The organism is Streptomyces sp. NPDC046197, from assembly GCF_040646295.1.
GTDB lineage: Bacteria > Actinomycetota > Actinomycetes > Streptomycetales > Streptomycetaceae > Streptomyces.
In genome coordinates this window covers 309,839-330,633 of sequence record NZ_JBEYZY010000007.1, presented here as the reverse complement: position 1 = coordinate 330,633, position 20,795 = coordinate 309,839, and the positions used below count along the sequence as shown (strand labels likewise).

The window sequence follows — 20,795 nt, the reverse complement described above, 5'->3', positions numbered from 1 at the left end:
CCGGCCCCGACCGCGAGCCATACAGGGGTCCGGAGGCGTAGCCCCGGGGACGGCGCTCCTGCCCGCCCGCGTCCGCACCCCTACTGGTCGGAAGAGAACCGCACCGCCCCCGCCGGGATCTGTGCGTCGCACCAGACCCGTACGCCGTCCCGGAGTTCGTTGTCGGCGCCGACCACCGCGCCGTCGCCGATCACCGTGCCGGTGAGTACGGAGCGCCGGCCGACGCGGGCCCGGATGCCGATGAGGGAGTCGGTGATGACGGCGCCCGGCTCGATGACGGCGCCGGGCAGGATCGTGCTGCCGCAGACCCGTGCCCCCTCGGCCACGAACGCGCCCTCGCCCACCACCGTGCCACCGGTGAGCTTCGCGTCGGCCGCGACGACGGCCGTCGGCAGGATCAGACGGTCGCCGCAGCGGCCGGGTACGGCCGGGGAGGGAGCGCGGCCGAGCACCAGGTCCGCCGAACCCCGCACGAACGCGGCCGGAGTGCCCAGGTCCAGCCAGTAGGTCGAGTCCACCATGCCCTGCAGATGGGCGCCGGCGGCCAGCAGGTCCGGGAAGGTCTCGCGCTCCACCGAGACCGGGCGGCCCTGGGGGATCGTGTCGATGACCGAACGGCGGAAGACGTACGCTCCCGCGTTGATCTGGTCGGTGACGATCTCCTCCGGGGTCTGCGGCTTCTCCAGGAAGGTCAGGACCCGGCCCGTGTCGTCCGTGGGGACCAGACCGTAGGCCCTCGGGTCGGTCACCTTCGTCAGGTGCAGCGACACGTCCGCACCGGTCGTCTCGTGGGTGCGCACCAGCGCCCTGATGTCCAGGCCGGTCAGGATGTCCCCGTTGAAGATGAGGACCGGGTCGTCCGGACCGGAGTGCAGACGCGAGGCCACGTTGCGGATCGCGCCGCCCGTGCCCAGGGGCTCCTCCTCGGTCACGTACTCGATGTGGAGGCCGAGCGAGGATCCGTCGCCGAAGTACGGTTCGAAGACCTCGGCCAGATAGCTGGTCGCGAGCACGATGTGCTCGACGCCCGCCGCTCTGGCCCGCGCCAGCTGGTGGGTGAGGAAGGGCACGCCGGCCGCGTGGACCATGGGCTTCGGAGTGTGCACCGTGAGCGGGCGCAGCCGGGTGCCCTTGCCGCCGACCAGGAGGATCGCTTCTGTCACCTGTCGTCTCCGCTTCCTGCCGGGACCGGCCGATCTGTGGTTCGGCGGGCCAGTGTATGCAGACCTTGGTAAGACGCCTTCGACAGCCGTGGGGTGTCCCGTCCTCAGCGGCCCTGGTAGCGCGCCGCGGCCGAGCGGGTCGTGCCGAGCTTGCCGTAGAGCAAGCTGCCGGGGCAGTCGGTGTTGAAGCCGTCCCGGTGGCCGGAGATGACGTTCAGGCGAACCTTCTTACCTTTTGCGTAGAGATTCCCACCGCCCGACGTCAGATATGTCTTCCCGCGCGGATTCATCCCGTAGAGACCGAGCTTCCAGGCGGCGAGTTGGGCGACGGCCGTCACCGCGGCCGAGGCGGGCTGGGACTTGCTGTACGTGCCGAGCACGGCGATCCCCATGCTGTCGCTGTTGAACCCGAGAGTATGGGCGCCCAGGACCGCATTCGCCACACCGCCGGCCCGGCCCTCGTAGATGTTCCCGCACTTGTCGACGAGGAAGTTGTAGCCGATGTCGCGCCAGCCCATGCTCTTCACGTGATAGCGGTAGATACTGCGGATGACCGACGGGGCCTGTGAGCAGCTGTAGTTGTTGCCTGTCTCGGTGTGGTGGACGAACGCCGCCTTGACCTTCTTCGTGTAGACGAATCCCCTGGCGCGCAGCGACTCGTCCGCGCCCCAGCCGCGGCGCGTGATGATGCGCGGCCGTGGTCCGATGTAGGGCTGGGCCCGCTGCTGCTCCGTCAGTTCCGGGCCGCGCAGGTCGAGCAGTTCGCGCACGGTCGCCTCGCGGTCGAGCGCCGGGATCTCGGTGGCGCCGAGCGGGGCGAGGCCCGTGTTGACGGCGGACGCGGCGGTCGCCTCCTCGCCCGGTTCGCCCGTGGCGTTGGCTTCCTCGCTCGCTTCGTCCGCGGTGGACGCGGCGGACGCCTCCTCGCCCAGTTCGTCCCTGGCCGGGGCGTTGGCCGGGGGGCCCTGCGGCGGGGGCTCGTCGCCGGGGTCGACGAGTTCGATGCGCATGCCGGAGGGCAGCGGAACGGGCGGGTCGTCCGCACTCCCCCGGTCCCCGCTCCCGGTGTCCGCGCGCACCCGCACGTCGACGCCGTCGCAGTCCCCCACCCACAGCGGTGCCGTGGCGCCGCGCACCTGGCCGGAGGTGCGCTCGGCGGTGCCGGGGTCGGCGCCGTGGTCGGCGTTGTGCGTCTCCACGTCCTGCCATCCGGACCAGGTGCCGGAGGCGGCGGAGCGGGTGCGGACCTGGACGGTTCCGTGCAGCTCGGTGTCCGGGTTGTCCCAGACGACGCCGACCAGTGAGAAGTGCCGTACGTCCGTGCGGTACAGGCCCTGTTCGGGGGCGGCGCCGAGGGCGCGGTCGCGGGTGAGGGGGGCGAGGGGCAGGGACTGGGTGCTGCCGGTGACGGCCGGTTCGGCGGTCCGGGCCGGCCTCCGCCCGGCAGTCACGGCGGCCGCCTTGGCGGTCGGCGCCGGTCTCGTCGTCGCCGCGGCCGCGGGGAGGGTGAGCGCGGCCGCGCAGGTGACGCCGATCGAGGAAGCAAGGAAGGCAGGGAAAGCAGGGAGGGCAAGGAAGACAGGGAAGGCAGGGAAGGCAGGGAATCTGTGTCCACGCATGCCCCTGATCCTGGACATAGTCAGACATATCTGTCTACCGGGGAACTGACGGTCCGTCGGCTGTGCTTGCGCCGAACCGGTGTCCGGGCGACGGGCCCGCCGCGCGGTGTCCGGGCGCGGCGGCGCGTACGCTTGCCCGGGTGAACGCCACCGAACGCACCCCCGCCGACCTGCTGCGTTCCGCGCTCGCCGCGGACCCCGGACGCCCCCTGGTGACCTTCTACGACGACGCCACGGGGGAACGCGTCGAATTGTCCGTGGCCACCTTCGCCAATTGGGTGGCCAAGACCGCGAACCTCCTCCAGGGCGACCTCGCCGCCGGACCGGGTGACCGGGTCGCGCTGCTGCTGCCCGCGCACTGGCAGACGGCCGTGTGGCTGCTGGCGTGTGCGTCGGTGGGTGCGGTCGCGGACATCGGCGGGGACCCGGCGGCGGCGGACGTCGTGGTCAGCGGTCCGGACGCACTGGATGCGGCGCGGGCCTGTGCCGGCGAGCGGGTCGCGCTCGCGCTGCGGCCGCTGGGCGGGCGGTTCCCGCAGCCGCCGCAGGGCTTCCTCGACTACGCCGTCGAGGTCCCGGCGCAGGGAGACCGGTTCGCGCCCTTCGCTCCGGTGGACCCGGAGGAGCCGGCGCTGATCGTGGCCGGGGCCGAGTACACGGCGGCGGAGGTCGTGGAGCGGGCACGGGCGGACGCGCCCGCGCTGGATCTGACGGGGCCCGGTTCGCGGCTGCTGTCGGCACTGCCGTACGACACCTGGGAGGGGCTCAGCGCGGGGCTCTACGCCCCACTGGCCGCGGGCGGGTCGGTGGTCCTGTGCCGCAACCTCGACCGGCTGGACGAGGATGCGCTGGCCAAGCGGATCGAGAGCGAGCGGGTCACCGCCACGGCGAGGTGACGAACGCGGGGGACCCGGACGGCTCCCCCCGGACAGCTCCCGGCACCCCGGACGGCCCCCGCCACCCACCGGGCGGGGTCCCCCATTCGGCCCAGCACCGGCCGCCCCGGGCACCCGCTCCGGGTCATGGTCGTAGGAACAGCACGGCACGTTCGTACGGCATGAGGGGTGGTCTCAGAGGTGACCCGCAGGGCAGGTACACCAGGTGGACCGCCGGAGGACCGTGCCGGGTCTCCGGGGCCCGGCCCCGGGGTGCCCGCCCCGGACACCGGGCTCATACGGCGGCGGTGGGTGCGGGGTGTCGCCCTCGGCGCCGGAGTGCTCGTCGTGGGGGCCGTCGGGGTGGGGTGGGGGCTCTATGCCAAGCTCAGCTCCAACATCACGTCCGACGACGAGGCCGCGGCCGAGCTCCGGCGGTACGAGAAGGAGCGGCCGAGCGCCCTGGTGAAGGACGCGCAGAACATCCTGCTGATCGGCTCGGACACGCGCGCCGGGGACGGCAACGCCCAGTACGGCAAGGACTCGGGGACCGAGCGGTCCGACACCACGATCCTGCTGCACCTGGCCGCCGACCGGCACAGCGCCACCGCCGTGTCCCTGCCCCGCGACCTGATGGTGGACGTACCGAGCTGCCGCCGCCCGGACGGCAGCCGCACCGAGCCGACCTTCGCGATGTTCAACTACGCCTTCGAGGCGGGCGGTTCGGCCTGCACGATCCGCACGGTGGAGAAGCTGACGGACATCCGCGTCGACCATCACGTGGTCGTCGACTTCCGCGGGTTCAAGAAGATGGTCGACGCGGTCGACGGCGTCCAGGTCTGCCTGAAGGAGCCGATCGACGACGAGGCCGCCCGGATCAGGCTGCCCGCGGGCCGGGTGACGCTCGACGGCGAGCAGGCCCTCGGCTACGTCCGCGCCCGCAAGTCCCTCGGCGACGGCAGCGACACCGACCGGATGGAGCGCCAGCAGCGATTCCTGGGCGCCCTCGTGAACAAGGTGCAGAGCAACGACGTCCTGCTGAACCCGGTGAAGCTGTATCCGGTCCTGGACGCGGCCACCTCGTCCCTGACCACCGACCCGGGCCTGGCGAGCCTGCGCGGCCTGTACGACCTCGTGCGCGGCCTGCGCGAGATCCCGATGAAACGGGTGCAGTTCCTGACGGTTCCGCGGGAGTCGTACGTCTACAACAGCAATCGCGATCAACTCGTGGAGCCGGAGGCCGAAAAGCTGTTCGCGCGGCTGCGGGCCGACCTGCCGGTCGAGGTCGCCAGGGAAGTTCCCGGGGATTCCGACGCAAAAAGCCGCAATTCGGCTTCGGCGGATAGGGAATCGACTCCGGAGAGCGGTTCGTTTCCGCAGTCGTACGGCTACACCGGGTACGGAATCGCGGGCGCGCCCGGTCACGGGAAACGGAACCGGGGCCCGGCTCACACACCTTCTCCCACGCCGACGTTCCGCGGCAACACCGCCGCCGAGGACTCCTGCGGGTAAAGCCGCGGCCAAAGGCGAACTTTTGTCCAAGGAAATGGGCGGATTGCCCAGTTGTAGGGACGTGGAATTTGTCACCGGCGTCGCTCGACCGTGAACTGGGCGGATAGTGTGAGCGATCCGGTGCTCCTGCCACGAGGTTCTTCCTCGGGTCGAGCACTGTGTGAACCAGACCTGAGCGCGCCTGAGGGGGGAAGGCGCCGCGTGGCCCCGACGGAGGGTTCGGTACAACCGTGGACGCGCAAGGCCGTGGGCGGGCGGACAACATTGACCCCGCAGATCAGTGGGTGCTCAATCCGAACACCGGCGAATACGAACTGCGACTGAGCCCTTCCGCCCCGCAGTCGGCGGTTCCGGGTCCGCGCAGAGCCGCCTCCCGCGGCACGAGTGGCCAGGCCGCGTCCCGCGGCGCCGACGGCGCGACGCGCAACCGGTCGGCGGCACCGGACCGGCAGACCCCCGACACCCCGAGCCGGGAGGTGCCCGGCCCGCGCCGCAGGCGTTCCGTGCCGGAGGAGCCGCTGCCCGGGCGGCGCGGGCGCCGGCCGGTGAAGAAGAAGTCGAAGGCCAAGAAGGTGCTGCTGTGGACCGGCGGCTCCATGGCCTTCATCCTGCTCGCGGCGACGACCGCCGGGTACCTCTACATCAAGCACCTCAACGACAACATCACCTCCGTCTCCGACGACGGCGCGAGCACCGGTGGCTTCCAGAAGGACAAGGCGATCAACATCCTGCTGATCGGCACCGACAAACGCACCGGCAAGGGCAACGAGGGGTACGGCGACAGGGGCAGCGTCGGACACGCCGACACCAACATCCTGCTGCACGTCTCCAAGGACCGCTCCAACGCGACCGCGCTGAGCATCCCGCGCGACCTGATCGTGAACATCCCGGACTGCCCGACGAAGCAGCCCGACGGCAGCACCAAGGTCATCCCCGGCACGCGCAACGTCCGCTTCAACACGAGCCTCGGTCAGGACGGCCGCACGCCGAGCTGCACCATGCGCACGGTCACGCAGTTGACCGGCATCACCCCGGACGACTTCATGGTGGCCGACTTCAACGCGGTCAAGACGCTGACGTCCGCGGTCGGCGGTGTGGACGTGTGCCTGGGCAAGGACATCCACGACAAGGACTCGCACCTCAACCTGAAGGCCGGCATGCGGCACATCGAGGGCGAGACCGCTCTCGCCTTCGTACGCACCCGGCACGCCGTCGGCCTCGGCGGCGACCTGAGCCGCATCCAGCTCCAGCAGCAGTTCCTGAGCTCGCTGATGCGGAAGCTGAAGTCCAACTCCACACTCACCGACCCCGGGAAGATGCTGGACGTGGCCGACGCGGCCACCAAGGCGCTGACCGTCGACTCGAAGATCGACAGCATCGGCAAGCTGAAGGACCTCGGCCTCGAGCTCGGCAAGCTCAACCCCAAGAACCTGACGTTCGCCACGGTGCCGGTGGTCGACAACCCGGCGGAGAAGATCCACGCCACGGTCGTCCTGAACCCGTCGACGGCCCCTCAGGTCTTCGAGATGATCCAGAACGACATCTCCTTCACCGCGGTCAAGCAGCAGCAGCAGAAGGAGAAGGCCGCCGAGGCCGCCCGGCTCAAGGGGGCCCAGTCGGCCGCCTCGGAGGTCCGGGTACGGATCATGAACGGCGGGGCGCCCGGCGGGGCCGCACAGGAGACGCTCGCCTGGCTGCAGAACGATCAGGGCGTGACCAAGTCCGAGAACGCGGGCAACGCGCCGCAGGAGCTCGGCAGTACCACGCTGGAGTACGCGCCCGACCAGGCTGCCCAGGCCCGTAAACTCGCCGCGATCATGGGACTGTCCGGATCCGCGCTGAAGCCGGGCAAGAGCGTGACCAACTCCCAGGGCCTGCCGACGATGACGCTGACCCTGGGCAAGGACTTCAAGGGGGCGGGCGTCTCACTCACCCCGCCGACGAAGGCGCCGGAGGGTGTCCAGAAGTCCACGGCGGACAAGGTTCAGTGCGCCAAGTGACCTGAAGGGCCTGTTGTGCGTCTAACAGGACGCACAACAGGCCCTTCGACGGCGCAAGGGTGGGGAGGCAGGGGAAATGACGCAGAGCAGTGTGCGCGGGGAGGGGACGCGCCCGGATGTCCGGCACGCTCGGGATCTGGACTGGTCGCACGGCGGCCCACAGGACGACGAGGCGTCCGTGGAGGGTGACGGCCCCGGCAGACACGACGGCACGGGCGGCGGGCGGCAGAACGGCCGGGGACGCCGGGGCGGGCGCAAGCACCGGGTGCTGCGCTGGTCCGCGACGACCCTGGCGGTGCTGATACTCGGGACGGCCGCCGCCGGATACCTGTACTACGAGCACCTCAACGGCAACATCCGCAAGGGCGAGCGCAGCAGCGGCGACTCCAAGGCGGAGAAGTCGCAGCCCAACGCGGCCGGCCAGACACCCCTGAACATCCTGCTCATCGGGTCCGACAGCCGTAACTCCGACGCGGACGTGGCGCTGGGCGGCAGCCGGGACAACCGCGGCAACCCGCCGCTGGGCGACGTCGAGATGCTCATCCACCTGGCCGCGGACCGCAAGAGCGCCGCAGTGGTGAGCATTCCGCGCGACACCCGGGTCGACATCCCCAAGTGCACCGACCCCAAGACGGGGAGGGTCTACCCGCCCGTCAACACGATCATCAACGAGTCGCTGGCCCGCGGCGGCGCCGGCTGCACGCTGGCCACCTGGGAAAACCTCACCAACGTCTACATCGACCACTGGATGACCATCGACTTCGCCGGCGTGGTGAAAATGGCGGACGCCATCGGCGGCGTCGACGTCTGCGTGAGGCAGAACGTCTGGGACCGTCCGCTGCCGGGGGTGCCCGGCGGCTCCGGGATGAAGATGACGGCCGGCACGCACAAGGTCCAGGGCGTGCAGGCACTGCAGTGGCTGCGCACCCGGCACGCGTGGGGCAGTGACCTGCTGCGGGCCCGGGCTCAGCACATGTACATGAACGCGATGATCCGCACCCTGAAGAGCCAGAACGTCTTCACCGACACCGGTCGGCTGATGGACCTGGCGGACGCGGCCACGAAGTCGCTCCAGGTCTCCGAGGAGATCGGCTCGGTCAAGAAGCTCTACGACCTGGCGATGCAGCTCAAGACGGTACCGACGGACCGCATCACCATGACGACGATGCCCAACGTCGAGGACCCGAACAACCGGGACCACGTCCTGCCGGACGGCGCCAACGCCGACAAGGTCTGGCAGATGATCCGCGACGACGTGTCCTTCGACAAGAAGGGCACGGCGTCGGAGACGGACGCGAAGCAGGCGGCGGACAAGGGCGCGGCGACCACGGCGCCCTCGGTCGCGGCCGACCGGCTGGGCGTGGTGGTACAGAACGCCACCAGGAGCTCCACCGAGGCCGCGGTCCACGGCCGGGCGAGCACGATCAGTCAGGCGCTGGTGCAGAAAGGCTTCAGCAGGGCGGCGGCCGACACCTCCGCGGCACAGTCCGCGACCCAGACGGTCGTCCGCTACCCGAGCGCCGACCTGGAGGGCGACGCCCTGGGTGTCGCCAAGGCGCTGGGCATTCCGTCGAGTTCGGTGAAGAGGTCGACCGACGTGTCCGGGGTCACGGTCCTCGTGGGGGCCGACTGGCGTACGGGCACGTCCTACCCGAAGCAGTCCGCGCCGAAGGCCGGGGACATCCCCAGCAACTCCGACGCGATCAACGGCTCGGACACCAACCAGTGCATGGACGTGTACGCGCCCTACCGCTGGTAGACGGGTGCGGGGCCCCTCCCGACGAGAGGGGCCCCGCTCCGTAGGGGCGTCTTGTTCAGTTGGCCGCCATGACGGCGGGCCGCCGCGAGGCGATGACCTTCTTCGCCAGGGAGCGGGGGCTGGTGAGGAAGCCCCAGCCCCAGGACATGTGCATGGCGGCCAGGGCGACGGGGATCCGCAGCCGGGCCCTCGGCGGCAGCCCCCGGCCCGCCGGCACCGACCCGGCGACGATCGCGGCCAGATAGCCGCCGGGGACCACGAAGCCCCACGGGGTCAGGGCCGCGCCGGCCACGGTTCCGGCCACGATGGCGCACAGCGCGGTCGGCGGGGCGAGGTAGCGCAGGTTGATGGAGCCCTCGTGGTAGCGGGCGACGACGTGCCGCCAGCGACCGTAGTCCTTGTACTGCTTGGCGAGGGCCCGCACGTTCGGGCGGGGCCGGTACGACACCTTGAGCTCGGGCGAGAACCAGATCAGGCCGCCCGCCTCCCGGATGCGGAAGTTGAGCTCCCAGTCCTGGGCGCGGATGAACTCCTCGTTGTACCCGCCCTGTTGCTCCAGCGCCTCGCGCCGGAAGACTCCGAGGTAGACCGTCTCCGCGGGACCGGCCTCGCCGCCGGTGTGGAAGGCCGCGTTGCCGACGCCGATCTTCGAGGTCATGGCGGCGGCGACGGCGTGCTCCCAGTCGTTCTCGCCCTCGGCGTGCATGATGCCGCCGACGTTCTGCGCGCCGGTCTCCTCCAGGAGCCGTACGGCGGTGGCGATGTAGTTCGGGGAGAGCATCCCGTGGCCGTCGACGCGGACGACGACGGGATGGCGGGAGGCCTTGATCGCGGCGTTGAGCGCGGCCGGGGTGCGGCCGGTCGGGTTCGGGACCGTGTGCACGCGCGGGTCCTCCCGTACGAGCTCGGCGGCGATCTCGTCCGTGCGGTCCGCGGACGGACCGAGAGCGATCACCACCTCCATCTCGCCGTCGTACTCCTGCGCGAGGATCGCTTCGACGGCTCCGCGCAGATGCCGCTCCTCGTTGAGAACGGGCATGATCACAGAAACGGCGGGGAGCCGCACGTCGGGCTTGGCGTTCATAGGAGGGTCACGTTACCGCGAACGGGGGACACCGGTGCGCGCCACCGGGGCCGCTGCACCGGGCAGCAGATCGTATGGCCCTACGGTGCTCACGGAGCCCACCCACGCCTTTCGCGGAGGTGTCCCCGCATGTCCAGCACGCCGCCCCGGTCCCCTGCGCGGCCGCAGCGCCGGTCGCAGCAGACCGCAGCCCCGCCGCGGTCGGCCCCCATGCCGCCCCCGCCCGTACGGCGCAGGAGACCGCGCTGGGCCATGCGTGCGGTGACCACGCTGTCCGTGGTGGTGCTCGCCTCCGCCGGGATCGGGCACGCGGTGGTCTCCAGCCTGGACGCGGACATCGCCCGGGTCGACCCGTTCAAGGACATGAAGAACCGCCCCCGGGCGGGCCACGGCATGAACGTCCTGCTGGTCGGCACCGACGGCCGGGACAGGATCAGCGAGGACGAGCGGCGCAGATACCGGCTGGGCGGGCAGCCCTGCCACTGCACCGACACCATGATGATCGTGCACCTGTCGGAGGACCGGAAGCGGGCCAGCGTGGTGAGCCTGCCGCGGGACTCCTACGCCGAGGTCCCCGCCCGCGTCGATCCGGTCACGGGCCGGGAGCGCGCGCCGCACCCGGTCAAGCTCAACGCCGCGTACGCGGAGGGCGGCCCCAACCTCACGGTGAGCATGGTCGAGGACCTGACCCAGCTGAAGATCGACCACTACCTGGAAGTGGACTTCACCACATTCATGCGGACGGTGGACGTCCTGGGCGGCGTGCAGATCTGCACCACCGAACCGCTCAAGGACTCCTACACCGGCCTGGACCTGGCCGCCGGCCCGCACATGCTCACCGGGGGGCAGGCCCTGCAGTTCGTCCGCTCCCGGCATGTCGACGGGGCCAGCGACCTGGGCCGGATGAAGCGGCAGCAGCGCTTCCTGGCGGCGTTGATCGAGCGGGCGACGTCCTCACGGGTGCTGCTCAACCCCATGCAGTTCCGTGACGTGGCCCGGACGGTGCTGGGCTCGGTGCGCGCGGACAAGGGCTTCCACACCGACGAACTGCTGGACCTCGGGCGGGCGATGCGGAACTTCTCCCCGTCCTCCTCGGAGTTCACGACCGTCCCGATCGCGCAGATGGCCTACGTCGTCAAGGGCCTCGGCTCGGCCGTGAAGTGGGACCCGGTGAAGGCGGACCAGCTGTTCCGGTCGCTGCGCGACGACCGGCCGCTGACCGTGCACCGGGCCGGGTCGCGGCCCCGGCAGAGCCGTCCCGCGCCGGTCGAGGTCGCCCCGCAGCAGATCCGGGTCCAGGTGGAGAACGGGACCAGCACGATCGGGCTCGCCAGACGGGTGGACACGGCGCTGGCGGCGGCCGGGTTCCGCGCGACGGGGGCGCCGGTGGACGCGAAGGAACACGCCGTGCGGCGCACCCAGGTGCTCTACGACCCCCACTGGGACCGCTCGGCGAGGTCGCTGGCCGCCGCCCTGCCGGGCAGCGAGCTGCGCGCGGTGCCGGGCCAGGGGCCCACCCTCAGGGTGATCGTGGGCTTCGACTACCGGCAGGTGCAGAGGGTCCAGGTCGAGGACCCGGCCCAGGGAGCGGCCGCCGTGGTGACCGGGGACGAGGTGGTGTGCCCGTGAGGGGAGGGCCGGGGTGCCGTGGCGGCCGGGGCGCCATCTGCGGAGGCGCGGCGGCGGCCGAGGTGCCGTTCCGGGGTCCCATCGGGCGGGGTGCCATCGGCCGAGCTGCCGCGGCGGCCGACGGGCCGACGGGCCGACGGGCCGACGGGCCGACGGCCAGGATGCGAGGCGGCCGCCATCAGCCGGGATGCCATCGGCCGGGGTGCCGTCAGCCGGTGAGCCGCGGCAGCCGGGGTGCCCAGGCGGCCGGCGGGCCGTCGGCCGGTGAGCCGCGGAGGCCGAGGTGCCATCGGCCGAGGCGCGGCGGCGGCCGAGGTGCCGTTCCGGGGTCCCATCGGGCGGGGTGCCATCGGCCGGGGTCCCGGCAGCCGGGGTCCCGTCAGCTGGTGAGCCATCGGCCGGGGTGCCGCGGCGGCCGGGGTGCCATCGGGCGAGGCGCGGCGGCCGGGGTGCCGTCGGTCGGCATGCGTCGGTCGAGGTGCCGTAAGCCGGGATGCCGTCGGCCACCACCCGGGCGGTGCCGGGCCCCGGTGAAGGCGCGCTTCCCGACTGTCTGATCCGCCCGACCGCCTGGTCGGGCCTGGGCGGCATGTCCGGCCCAGCCGCCTGCGTGGCTGTCGGGCCTGGCCGCCCTGTCCGGCCTGTCCGCCCTCTCGGGCTGGCTATGCCTGCCCGACAGACCCGGCCGGCAGCCCTGCTGGGCCGGACCGTTCTGTTCGGCTCTGTCCGGCGTCCCCGCCCTGCTGGGCTTGGCCGCCCCGTTCCGGCGTGGCGGGCGTATCCGCCCTCTCCGGCTTGCTGGGGCCTGCCCGGCCTGCTGGACCTGGCCACCCCGTCCCGCCTGGCCGCCCGGCTGGGCCTGCCCGGCCTGCTGGGGTCTGCCGCGCCGGCCGCTCAGTCCAGCCCTCCGCTCAGTCCGGCCCTCCGCTCAGTCCTCGTACCCATCGGCCGCCCGCTGCTCGCGCAGTTCCCTGATCGCGCGGCGGCGGGCCAGGCGGTGGCTGCGGCGGATCTGGGCCTCCTGGTAGCGCCGCTTGTCGCGTTCGGTCTCCGGGAGGACCGGCGGCACGGGGCGGGGCTTGCCGTCGGCGTCCACCGCGGCGAAGACGAGGTAGGCCGAGCCCACCTGGGTGGGCGGGGCGGACTCGTTCCAGCGTTCGGCCAGCACCCGGACACCGACCTCCATCGAGGTCCGACCGGTCCAGTTGACCTGCGCCTTCACATGGACGAGGTCGCCGACGCGGACCGGTTCGAGAAACGCCATCTCGTCCATGGACGCGGTGACCGCGGGGCCGCCGCTGTGCCGGCCGGCCACCGCGCCCGCCGCGTCGTCGACCAGCTTCATGATCACACCCCCGTGCACGGAGCCCAGGAGGTTGGTGTCGTTGTGGGTCATGATGTGGCTGAGAGTGGTCCGGGATGCCGAAGTCGGCTTGCCCGGTATGTCCGAAGTGTCGGATTCCATGGCGGGGGCCTGGTCTGTCATGCCCTCCACCCTATGCCGAGGACACATCGGCAGAATTTGTGTCAGCTTCGCAACAGCACTGACCTTATTTTCCGACGACCCTTGTGAGGCACACCGCCACGCCCTGCACACTGGGGCCCATGAACGATTGGCCCCAGGGATGGTCCGACGACAACCGCGGCACCCGGTACGGACGCGGCAGTGCCGGCGCGCAGCCGGAGAGCGCACGGGTGATGCGCCAGGTGCGACGCGGCCCGGCGGCGCCGCCCGGACAGGGCGCCTACGGTGGCCCCGGCCCCGCCGCGCCGCCCTACGGGGTCCCGCAGCAGCCGTCGTACGTCGACGGCCGCGGATATGACGACGCCGGTGGCGACTACGGATACGACAGCGGCTACAACACAGGCCAGGTCTACGGCCGGCCGGGCGACAGCGGGCCGGGCGCGGGCGGCCCCGGCGGGCCCCGTCCCGCCCCGAACTGGCGCCGCAGATTCAAGTGGACCGCGCTCACTCTGGTCACCTTGCTGGTGGTCACCTCGGTCGCGACCTACTTCTGGGCCGACTCCAAGCTCAACCGCCAGGTCGACCTGTCCCAGGTCATCGACCGGCCGGCCGCGGGTGCGGGCACGAACTACCTGATCGTCGGTTCCGACAGCCGCGCCGGGCTGTCCGACGCGGACAAGCAGAGGCTGCACACCGGGTCCGCCGAGGGCAAGCGCACGGACACGATGATGATCCTGCACGTCGGCAGCAACGGGGACACGCTGATCTCGCTGCCGCGCGACTCGAACGTGGAGATCCCGTCGTACAAGGGGTCGGCGTCCGGCAAGGTCTACCCGGCCCAGGGCCGCCACGAGAAGCTGAACGCCGCGTACGCCGAGGACGGGCCGACCCTGCTGGTGCGCACCATCGAGTACAACACCGGCCTGCACATCGACCACTACGTGGAGATCGGCTTCGCCGGCTTCGCGAACATCGTGGACGCGGTCGGCGGTGTCGAGATCAACATCGACAAGGGCTTCAAGGACAAGTACTCCGGCGCCGACTTCAAGGCGGGCACGCAGACGCTCAACGGCGACCAGGCCCTGGCCTTCGTCCGTACCCGGCACGCCTTCGCGGCCTCCGACCTGCAGCGCACGAAGAACCAGCAGAAGTTCCTCTCCGCCCTGGCCCACCAGGTGGCCACGCCGTCGACGGTGCTGAACCCCTTCAAGCTCTACCCGACGATGTCCGCGGGCCTGGACACCCTGATCGTCGACAAGGACATGGGCCTGTGGGACCTGGGGTCGATGTTCTGGGCGATGAAGGGCGTCAGCGGCGGCGACGGCACCTCCATGAACATGCCGATCTCGGGGTCCACCGGCGGCAATCTCGTCTGGGACAAGGCGAAGGTGAAGACCCTGGTGGACGAGCTCAAGAACGACCAGAAGGTCACCGTCACCGGCAACTGACCGGGCGGCGCACGGTGCACGAGGGAGCCCCGCGGTACCGATCCGCGGGGCTCCTGCCGTTCGGCTGCTCCCGTTCCGTGCGGCTGCTGCCGTTCGACTCCTGTCGTTCGGCTCCCGCCGTGGGGCCGGGCTCGGGTCACATGGTGGCGCCCGCCATCGTGCGGCATGTCTCCGCACAGCGGCGACACACCTCCGCACATCGCATCATCATCTTGTCCTCGGACATGGACATACACGCCTCGGCGCACATGTCGCAGGCCTTGGCGCACATCGCGCACATCTCGCCCGACATGGGCGAGCGGCGCATCATCATGTCCGCGCACATGCGGGTCATCTCGGAGCAGTCCATCAGCGCACGCATGATCTGCATCTGCGCCTGGCCGCCCATCTGCATGCAGGAGCTCATGGCCTCCTCGCAGATGTTGTGGCACGTCATGCACGCCTCGACGCAGTCCTGCATCTGCTTGCTCATGGCGGTCATGGTTCCGGGCTGGGTCATGGCTCCTCCTGGGGGACGAAGGGCCCCGAACGGGTCCCGTGTCCTTCCGTCGTACGCCCGGCCGCAGCCCAGCGCCATCGGACGGAGGTACAGAATCCGCTACGCCCGATCGAGTGACGGCGGGCCGGCCGTTCCGGGGCCGACGACGCACCCTCGCCAGGAACCGAACTCGCCCGACTCGCCGGGCTCACCCGCGTCACGGCCGGCCGGCCCCGGCGACGACAAAGCCCCCGGCGTCGACCGGGGGCTGTGTCACTGTCAATCGCCTGCCGCCTACGGCAGGTTACGGGCCATCACGATCCGCTGAACCTGGTTCGTGCCCTCATAAATCTGGGTGATCTTGGCGTCGCGCATCATGCGCTCGACCGGGTAGTCGCGGGTGTAGCCGTAGCCGCCGAGGAGCTGGACGGCGTCCGTGGTGACCTCCATGGCCACGTCGGAGGCGAAGCACTTGGCCGCGGCGCCCTGGAAGGTCAGGTCGCTGTCGTTGCGCTCCGACTTGGCGGCGGCCGCATACGTCAGCTGGCGGGCGGCCTCGATCTTCATGGCCATGTCGGCGAGCATGAACTGGATGCCCTGGAAGTCGGCGATGGGCTTGCCGAACTGCTTGCGCTCCTGCACGTAGCCCTTGGCGTAGTCGAGCGCGCCCTGGGCGATGCCGAGGGCCTGGGCGGCGATGGTGATGCGGGTGTGGTCCAAGGTCTTCATCGCCGTCGCGAAGCCCGTGCCCTCCGCGCCGATCATGCGGTCGGCGGGGATGCGGACGTTGTCGAGGTAGACCTCGCGGGTCGGCGAGCCCTTGATGCCGAGCTTCTTCTCGGGTGCGCCGAAGGAGACGCCCTCGTCGGACTTCTCGACGACGAAGGCGGAGATGCCCTTGCTGCGCTTGTCGGGGTCGGTGACGGCCATCACCGTGTAGTACTCGGAGACGCCGGCGTTGGTGATCCAGCGCTTGACGCCGTTGAGGATGTAGTGGTCGCCGTCGCGTACCGCGCGGGTCTTCATGCCGGCCGCGTCCGAACCGGCCTCCGGCTCGGAGAGGCAGTAGGAGAACATGCCCTCGCCCTTGGCGAGCGGGGTCATGTACTTCTTCTTCAGGTCCTCGGAGCCGGAGAGGATCACCGGGAGCGAGCCCAGCTTGTTCACGGCGGGAATGAGGGAGGAGCTCGCGCAGACGCGGGCCACCTCCTCGATCACTATCACCGTCGCCAGGGCGTCCGCGCCCGCGCCGCCGTACTCCTCGGGTACGTGGACGGCGTGCAGGTCACCTGCGACCAGGGCGTCGAGCGCCTCCTGCGGGAACCGGGCCTCCTCGTCGACCGCGGCTGCGAACGGCGCGATCTTCGCCTCGGCCAGCGAGCGGACGGCATCGCGGAGCATGTCGTGCTCCTCGGACGGGCGGTACAGGTCGAAGTCAGCCGATCCGGCCAAGGTCTCTCACGCTCCAAGGACATCGCGCCGATGGGTACCGATGACGCTAATTACCGTTAAGTAACTCAAATTTTAGGGGCCGGCCCACGGCAGTGATACGTGAGCTTGGCGACAGCGGGGACCTTGCCCGTCGACGGCCCAGCCCAGGCCCCCGGCTATGCTCGGGCACCGCATTACCATCATCCCTCCTGGAGCACCCATGAGCCTCAAGATCACCGTGATCGGCACCGGCTATCTCGGCGCCACGCACGCCGCGGCCATGGCCGAGCTCGGGTTCGAGGTGCTGGGCCTGGACATCGTTCCCGAGAAGATCGAGATGCTCCAGCGGGGCGAGGTCCCGATGTACGAGCCCGGTCTCGAGGAGCTGCTGCGCAGGCACGTGGCCGGCATCGAGGGCTCCACCGGGCGGCTGCGCTTCACCATGGACTTCGCCGAGGCGGCCGCGTTCGGCGACATCCACTTCATCTGCGTGAACACTCCGCAGAAGCACGGCGAGTACGCCTGTGACATGTCGTACGTCGACTCGGCGGTCACCTCGCTCGCCCCGCACCTGACCGGCCCGGCCCTGGTCGTCGGCAAGTCCACGGTGCCGGTCGGCTCCGCGGACCGCCTGGCCCGGACGATCGCAGCTCTCGCGCCCGCGGGCGAGGACGCGGAGCTGGCCTGGAACCCGGAGTTCCTGCGCGAGGGCTTCGCCGTCGAGGACACCCTGCACCCGGACCGGATCGTGGTCGGGGTGCGCAGCGAGCGGGCCGAGAAGCTGCTGCGTGAGGTGTACGCCACCCCGGTCGCCGAGGGCACCCCCTTCGTGGTCACCGACTTCCCGACCGCGGAGCTGGTGAAGACCTCCGCGAACTCCTTCCTCGCCACCAAGATCTCCTTCATCAACGCGATGGCGGAGGTGTGCGAGGCGGCGGGCGGCGATGTCGCCAGGCTGGCGGAGGCGATCGGGTACGACGACCGGATCGGCAAGAAGTTCCTGCGGGCCGGCATCGGTTTCGGCGGCGGCTGCCTGCCGAAGGACATCAGGGCCTTCATGGCGCGCGCCGGCGAGCTGGGCGCGGACCAGGCGCTGACCTTCCTGCGCGAGATCGACTCCATCAACATGCGCCAGCGCGGCCAGATGGTGGAGCTGGCGCGGGAGGCGCTCGGCGGTGGCCCCTTCCTGGGCAAGCGGGTCGCGGTGCTCGGCGCGACCTTCAAGCCCGACTCGGACGACGTGCGGGACTCGCCCGCGCTGAACGTCGCCGGTCAGATCCATCTGCAGGGCGGTCAGGTGACGGTCTACGACCCCAAGGGCATGGACAACGCCCGCCGGGTCTTCCCGACGCTCGGGTACGCCGACTCCGCGCTGCAGGCGGTCCGGGGCGCCGATGTCGTCCTGCACCTGACCGAGTGGCGGGAGTTCCGCGAGCTGGACCCGGCCGAGCTCGGCGAGGCGGTGGCGGCCCGGGTGGTCCTCGACGGGCGCAACGCCCTGGACCCCGAGGTGTGGCGGCGTGCCGGGTGGACGTACCGGGCGATGGGGCGTCCCACCGCATAGACGGACACGTCCCGATAGACGGACACGTCCCGCCGCACAGACGGACAGGCGGACGGAGGACGCCGCACGGACGGACCGAGGACGCCGGTTCGGCCGAGGCTCAGTCGGCCGAACCGGCGTCTTGTTGCATTCTGCACCACCCGGGCACAACGTGGCCCATGAACTTCCTGTGGATCACGCCTCCTTGGCCCGGTACCGGCGCATCTTCGCGCGCGCCCCGCACACCTGCATCGAGCACCAGCGGCCGCGGCCGGCCGGGCTGCGGTCGTAGTACGCCCAGTGGCATGTGACCGCCTCGCAGGCCTTGAGCCGGGTCCAGGTGCCCGCCACGAGCGCCTCGGCGACGGCCGCCGCGACACGGGAGAGCAGGGGCCGCTCGTCGGCGGCGGCCAGGCGTGCCGAGCCGTCCCGTTCGTCGACCGCGACCAGCAGCGGGGCCCGGGCCAGCAGCTCGCCCAGCGGCGTCACCGCGCGGTGCGGCGGATGCCCGGCGTGGGCGAGGAGGGTGGCGCGCAGGGACTCGCGCAGCTCGCGGGCCTGCGGCAGCTCGGCCTCGGGGATCCCGAGGCGCGCCCGGCCGTCCGCCGTGTCGAGCGAGTCGGCGCCCGTCTCGATGTCCAGCGTGTTCACCAGGGACTCGACCAGAGCCAGGCCCCCCGGCGCGGGCGATCTCTCACTCATGGCAGCGACGGTACCTCGCGAATCCGGTTGCGGCGTTACCTGCTATGCGGCAGCATGCAGTAACTGTTACTGGTTACTCGGCTCTGGGAGTAACCGTCTCTGTCCCTGGGAGGAAAGTCATGGCTCTCGCCAAGCTGGGTGTCGTCGTCCTGGACTGTCCCGACCCGCGCGCGCTCGCCGGTTTCTACGCCGAGGTGCTGGGCGGGACGGTCGAGGACCAGGGCGAGTGGGTGGACCTGAAGGTTCCGGGCGGGCAGGCGCTGGCCTTCCAGGCGGCACCGGGGTTCGTGCCGCCGAAGTGGCCCGCGGCCGACGCCTCGCAGCAGTTCCATCTGGATCTGGTGGTCGAGGACCTGGACGCGGCGGAGAAGGGCGTCCTCGCGCTCGGCGCCAGGCCGCTGGACGCCGACGACCGCTCGCGCACCTGGCGGGTGTACGCCGACCCGGCCGGGCACCCGTTCTGTCTCTGCGCCTGCTGACACCGGGAGGTTCCATGCCTGCTGTGGCCCGTCTGCGTTCCGTGGTGATCGACTGCCCGGAGCCGCGCGCTCTCGCCGGCTTCTACGCCGGGCTGAGCGGCGGCACTCCGCAGGCCGAGGACCACCCGTCGGCGCCCCGCTGCCCGTCAGGACCCAGCGCCCGTCGGGACCCAGCCCGCCGAGGCCCCACCGCCAGTCGACGCCACATCGCCCATCGAGGTCCCACCGCCCATCGAGGTGCCCCACCGCTATCCGCCGGGGCCCCACAACCCGTCGGCATCGCGCCCACCACCCGTCGACGTCCCGCGACCCGTCCAGGCCCCACCACCCGTAGCCGTCCCGCCGTCCGTTCCCGTCCCGCTAGCCGTCCAGGTCGGCGATCCTCGCCGTTGATGCCGTGCGGCGCTGCTGGGCCGCGCGGGCCGTGAAGTCGGCGTCGCGCAGGACGCGCTGGAGGTTGCCCCAGGTGAGCAGCGCCAGGTCGGGCTCGGGCCAGCCGCGGCGGAGCAACTCGGCGATCAGGTGCGGGTAGCCGGAGGCGTCGCGCAGCTCGCGTGGGTGCGTCGTTCCGGCGTCGTAGGTGCCGGAGAGGCCGACGCACTCGGGGCCGGCGAGCGCCCGTACGTGGTCGAGGTGGTCGGCGACCTCCCGGACCGACGGGCCCGTCTGTTCGGCGGTCAGCGGCACCATGCACAGGCCCTTGGCGGCACCCAGCTCGGCGAGCAGGTCGTCGGGGAGGTTGGCCGGGTGCGGGCGCAGGGCGCGGGCGGCCGAGCGGGTGCACACCGTCGGTGCCTTGGACGCGGCGAAGGCACGGCGCATGGTCTCGGCGGAGGTGCCGGAGAGGTCGGCGAGCACGCCGAGCCGGTTCATCTCCCGGATCACCTCCTCGCCGAACCGGGTCAGGCCCGCCTCGCTCGCCCAGGAGGCGCCGGACAGGGTCAGTACGCGCAGACCGAGGGCGTGCAGCGAGCGCAGGGTGCCCAGGGAGTCGCCGAGCGCGGCCGCCCCGGCCGGGCCGAGCAGCACGGCGACCCGGCCGCAGTGCCGCACGTCCGCGACCTCCCCCGCGCTGTACGCCAGCCGCAGCCCCTCGGAGTGGGCGTCGATCACCGTCTTCACCAGGTCCAGCTGCTCCAGCGTGGCGCCCACCGCACGATCGCCGGCCAGTCCCTCGGGAAGGTGCAGCGACCAGAAGACCGCGCCGACGTGTCCCGCGCGCAGCCGGGGGATGTCCGTGTCGAGGTGGCTCTCGCCGAGCTCCAGGTCGTACCAGGGCAGATGGCGCAGCACCCAGGGCAGCCCGCAGTAGCCGTCGGCGACGGGGTGGACGGCGAGGAAGTCGTGGGCCCGCTCGAGGGGTTCGGCACCGGGATCGGTGACGGGGGCGTACGGGTCCGCCGGGAAGGGGCCGTCGATCAGCTCGCCGAGCTCGTCCGCCTCGGTCGACGCGTGCAGTTCGTCCTGAAGGTCGGCCATGGCGTACTCCGTACGTCGGGACCACTTCGTGATCGCGGTCGTGCTCGCAGTACGGTCACGGTCGCACGGCGCCGAGGGGGCTTCCTGGTGGATGGCGCGTTCGGGGGTAACCGCCGGCGAGCCCGGCCG

Annotated in this window: 16 protein-coding genes; 8 read left to right on the top strand and 8 right to left on the bottom strand. The window is 71.4% G+C overall.

Features of this window, described 5'->3' with window-relative positions; all coding sequences use genetic code 11:
* Positions 1–80: 80 nt before the first annotated feature.
* Positions 81–1,163, bottom strand: a complete 1,083-nt coding sequence (locus AB0A61_RS13315; protein ID WP_361290747.1) for an NDP-sugar synthase — start codon at positions 1,161–1,163, stop codon at positions 81–83.
* A 104-nt stretch (positions 1,164–1,267) separates the two neighbouring features.
* Positions 1,268–2,698: an N-acetylmuramoyl-L-alanine amidase gene (locus AB0A61_RS13310; protein WP_361290842.1), complete on the bottom strand. Its 1,431-nt coding sequence runs from the start codon at positions 2,696–2,698 to the stop codon at positions 1,268–1,270.
* Positions 2,699–2,922: 224 nt separating this feature from the next.
* Here AB0A61_RS13310 and AB0A61_RS13305 point away from each other — a divergent pair, with 224 nt between their 5' ends.
* From AB0A61_RS13305 to AB0A61_RS13290, 4 genes are all read left to right on the top strand, one after another.
* On the top strand, positions 2,923–3,678 hold the full coding sequence (locus AB0A61_RS13305; RefSeq protein WP_361290745.1) for a TIGR03089 family protein: 756 nt from the start codon (positions 2,923–2,925) through the stop codon (positions 3,676–3,678).
* Positions 3,679–3,954: 276 nt separating this feature from the next.
* Positions 3,955–5,169 (top strand): LCP family protein, encoded by a 1,215-nt coding sequence (locus AB0A61_RS13300; RefSeq protein WP_361290839.1) that lies wholly within the window; start codon positions 3,955–3,957, stop codon positions 5,167–5,169.
* A 230-nt stretch (positions 5,170–5,399) separates the two neighbouring features.
* Entirely contained in the window at positions 5,400–7,169 is a 1,770-nt protein-coding gene (locus tag AB0A61_RS13295) for an LCP family protein (protein WP_361290742.1), read from the top strand.
* A 76-nt stretch (positions 7,170–7,245) separates the two neighbouring features.
* Positions 7,246–8,928, top strand: a complete 1,683-nt coding sequence (locus tag AB0A61_RS13290) for an LCP family protein (RefSeq protein ID WP_361290739.1) — start codon at positions 7,246–7,248, stop codon at positions 8,926–8,928.
* Between the two features lie 55 nt (positions 8,929–8,983).
* On the opposite strand, the gene AB0A61_RS13285 is transcribed toward AB0A61_RS13290, so the two are convergent.
* A complete protein-coding gene (locus AB0A61_RS13285) occupies positions 8,984–10,012 on the bottom strand; it encodes a glycosyltransferase family 2 protein (RefSeq protein ID WP_361290736.1) in 1,029 nt (342 codons plus the stop codon).
* A 129-nt stretch (positions 10,013–10,141) separates the two neighbouring features.
* On the opposite strand from AB0A61_RS13285, the gene AB0A61_RS13280 reads away from it, so the two are divergent.
* Positions 10,142–11,641 carry an LCP family protein gene (locus AB0A61_RS13280; protein ID WP_361290733.1) on the top strand — a complete coding sequence of 500 codons (1,500 nt, stop codon included), beginning with the start codon at positions 10,142–10,144 and terminating at the stop codon, positions 11,639–11,641.
* Between the two features lie 928 nt (positions 11,642–12,569).
* Here AB0A61_RS13280 and AB0A61_RS13275 read toward each other — a convergent pair.
* Positions 12,570–13,127, bottom strand: a complete 558-nt coding sequence (locus tag AB0A61_RS13275) for an acyl-CoA thioesterase (protein ID WP_361290730.1) — start codon at positions 13,125–13,127, stop codon at positions 12,570–12,572.
* A gap of 119 nt (positions 13,128–13,246) precedes the next feature.
* Here AB0A61_RS13275 and AB0A61_RS13270 point away from each other — a divergent pair, with 119 nt between their 5' ends.
* Positions 13,247–14,554 carry an LCP family protein gene (locus tag AB0A61_RS13270; protein ID WP_361290727.1) on the top strand — a complete coding sequence of 436 codons (1,308 nt, stop codon included), beginning with the start codon at positions 13,247–13,249 and terminating at the stop codon, positions 14,552–14,554.
* 136 nt (positions 14,555–14,690) lie between these two features.
* Here the strand turns inward: AB0A61_RS13270 and AB0A61_RS13265 are convergent, their stop codons facing one another.
* Positions 14,691–15,053 (bottom strand): four-helix bundle copper-binding protein, encoded by a 363-nt coding sequence (locus tag AB0A61_RS13265; RefSeq protein ID WP_361290724.1) that lies wholly within the window; start codon positions 15,051–15,053, stop codon positions 14,691–14,693.
* A 273-nt stretch (positions 15,054–15,326) separates the two neighbouring features.
* Positions 15,327–16,484, bottom strand: a complete 1,158-nt coding sequence (locus AB0A61_RS13260) for an acyl-CoA dehydrogenase (protein WP_361290721.1) — start codon at positions 16,482–16,484, stop codon at positions 15,327–15,329.
* Positions 16,485–16,683: 199 nt separating this feature from the next.
* Here AB0A61_RS13260 and AB0A61_RS13255 point away from each other — a divergent pair, with 199 nt between their 5' ends.
* On the top strand, positions 16,684–18,027 hold the full coding sequence (locus tag AB0A61_RS13255; protein ID WP_361290718.1) for a UDP-glucose/GDP-mannose dehydrogenase family protein: 1,344 nt from the start codon (positions 16,684–16,686) through the stop codon (positions 18,025–18,027).
* Positions 18,028–18,201: 174 nt separating this feature from the next.
* Here AB0A61_RS13255 and AB0A61_RS13250 read toward each other — a convergent pair whose 3' ends face one another.
* Positions 18,202–18,708, bottom strand: a complete 507-nt coding sequence (locus AB0A61_RS13250; RefSeq protein WP_361290715.1) for a CGNR zinc finger domain-containing protein — start codon at positions 18,706–18,708, stop codon at positions 18,202–18,204.
* Between the two features lie 119 nt (positions 18,709–18,827).
* Here AB0A61_RS13250 and AB0A61_RS13245 point away from each other — a divergent pair, with 119 nt between their 5' ends.
* Positions 18,828–19,187: a VOC family protein gene (locus AB0A61_RS13245; RefSeq protein ID WP_361290713.1), complete on the top strand. Its 360-nt coding sequence runs from the start codon at positions 18,828–18,830 to the stop codon at positions 19,185–19,187.
* A gap of 360 nt (positions 19,188–19,547) precedes the next feature.
* On the opposite strand, the gene AB0A61_RS13240 is transcribed toward AB0A61_RS13245, so the two are convergent.
* Positions 19,548–20,666, bottom strand: coding sequence for a dipeptidase (locus tag AB0A61_RS13240; RefSeq protein ID WP_361290710.1), 1,119 nt, complete (start codon positions 20,664–20,666; stop codon positions 19,548–19,550).
* Between the last annotated feature and the right edge of the window lie 129 nt (positions 20,667–20,795).

What these genes read in the sequence shown, in the direction of transcription:
- AB0A61_RS13290 (WP_361290739.1), top strand. Translation starts at nt 7,246, where the DNA reads ATGACGCAGAGCAGTGTGCGCGGGGAGGGGACGCGCCCGGATGTCCGG.
- AB0A61_RS13285 (WP_361290736.1), bottom strand. Translation starts at nt 10,012, where the DNA reads ATGAACGCCAAGCCCGACGTGCGGCTCCCCGCCGTTTCTGTGATCATG.
- AB0A61_RS13280 (WP_361290733.1), top strand. Translation starts at nt 10,142, where the DNA reads ATGTCCAGCACGCCGCCCCGGTCCCCTGCGCGGCCGCAGCGCCGGTCG.
- AB0A61_RS13275 (WP_361290730.1), bottom strand. Translation starts at nt 13,127, where the DNA reads ATGACAGACCAGGCCCCCGCCATGGAATCCGACACTTCGGACATACCG.
- AB0A61_RS13270 (WP_361290727.1), top strand. Translation starts at nt 13,247, where the DNA reads ATGAACGATTGGCCCCAGGGATGGTCCGACGACAACCGCGGCACCCGG.
- AB0A61_RS13265 (WP_361290724.1), bottom strand. Translation starts at nt 15,053, where the DNA reads ATGACCCAGCCCGGAACCATGACCGCCATGAGCAAGCAGATGCAGGAC.
- AB0A61_RS13255 (WP_361290718.1), top strand. Translation starts at nt 16,684, where the DNA reads ATGAGCCTCAAGATCACCGTGATCGGCACCGGCTATCTCGGCGCCACG.
- AB0A61_RS13250 (WP_361290715.1), bottom strand. Translation starts at nt 18,708, where the DNA reads ATGAGTGAGAGATCGCCCGCGCCGGGGGGCCTGGCTCTGGTCGAGTCC.
- AB0A61_RS13245 (WP_361290713.1), top strand. Translation starts at nt 18,828, where the DNA reads ATGGCTCTCGCCAAGCTGGGTGTCGTCGTCCTGGACTGTCCCGACCCG.
- AB0A61_RS13240 (WP_361290710.1), bottom strand. Translation starts at nt 20,666, where the DNA reads ATGGCCGACCTTCAGGACGAACTGCACGCGTCGACCGAGGCGGACGAG.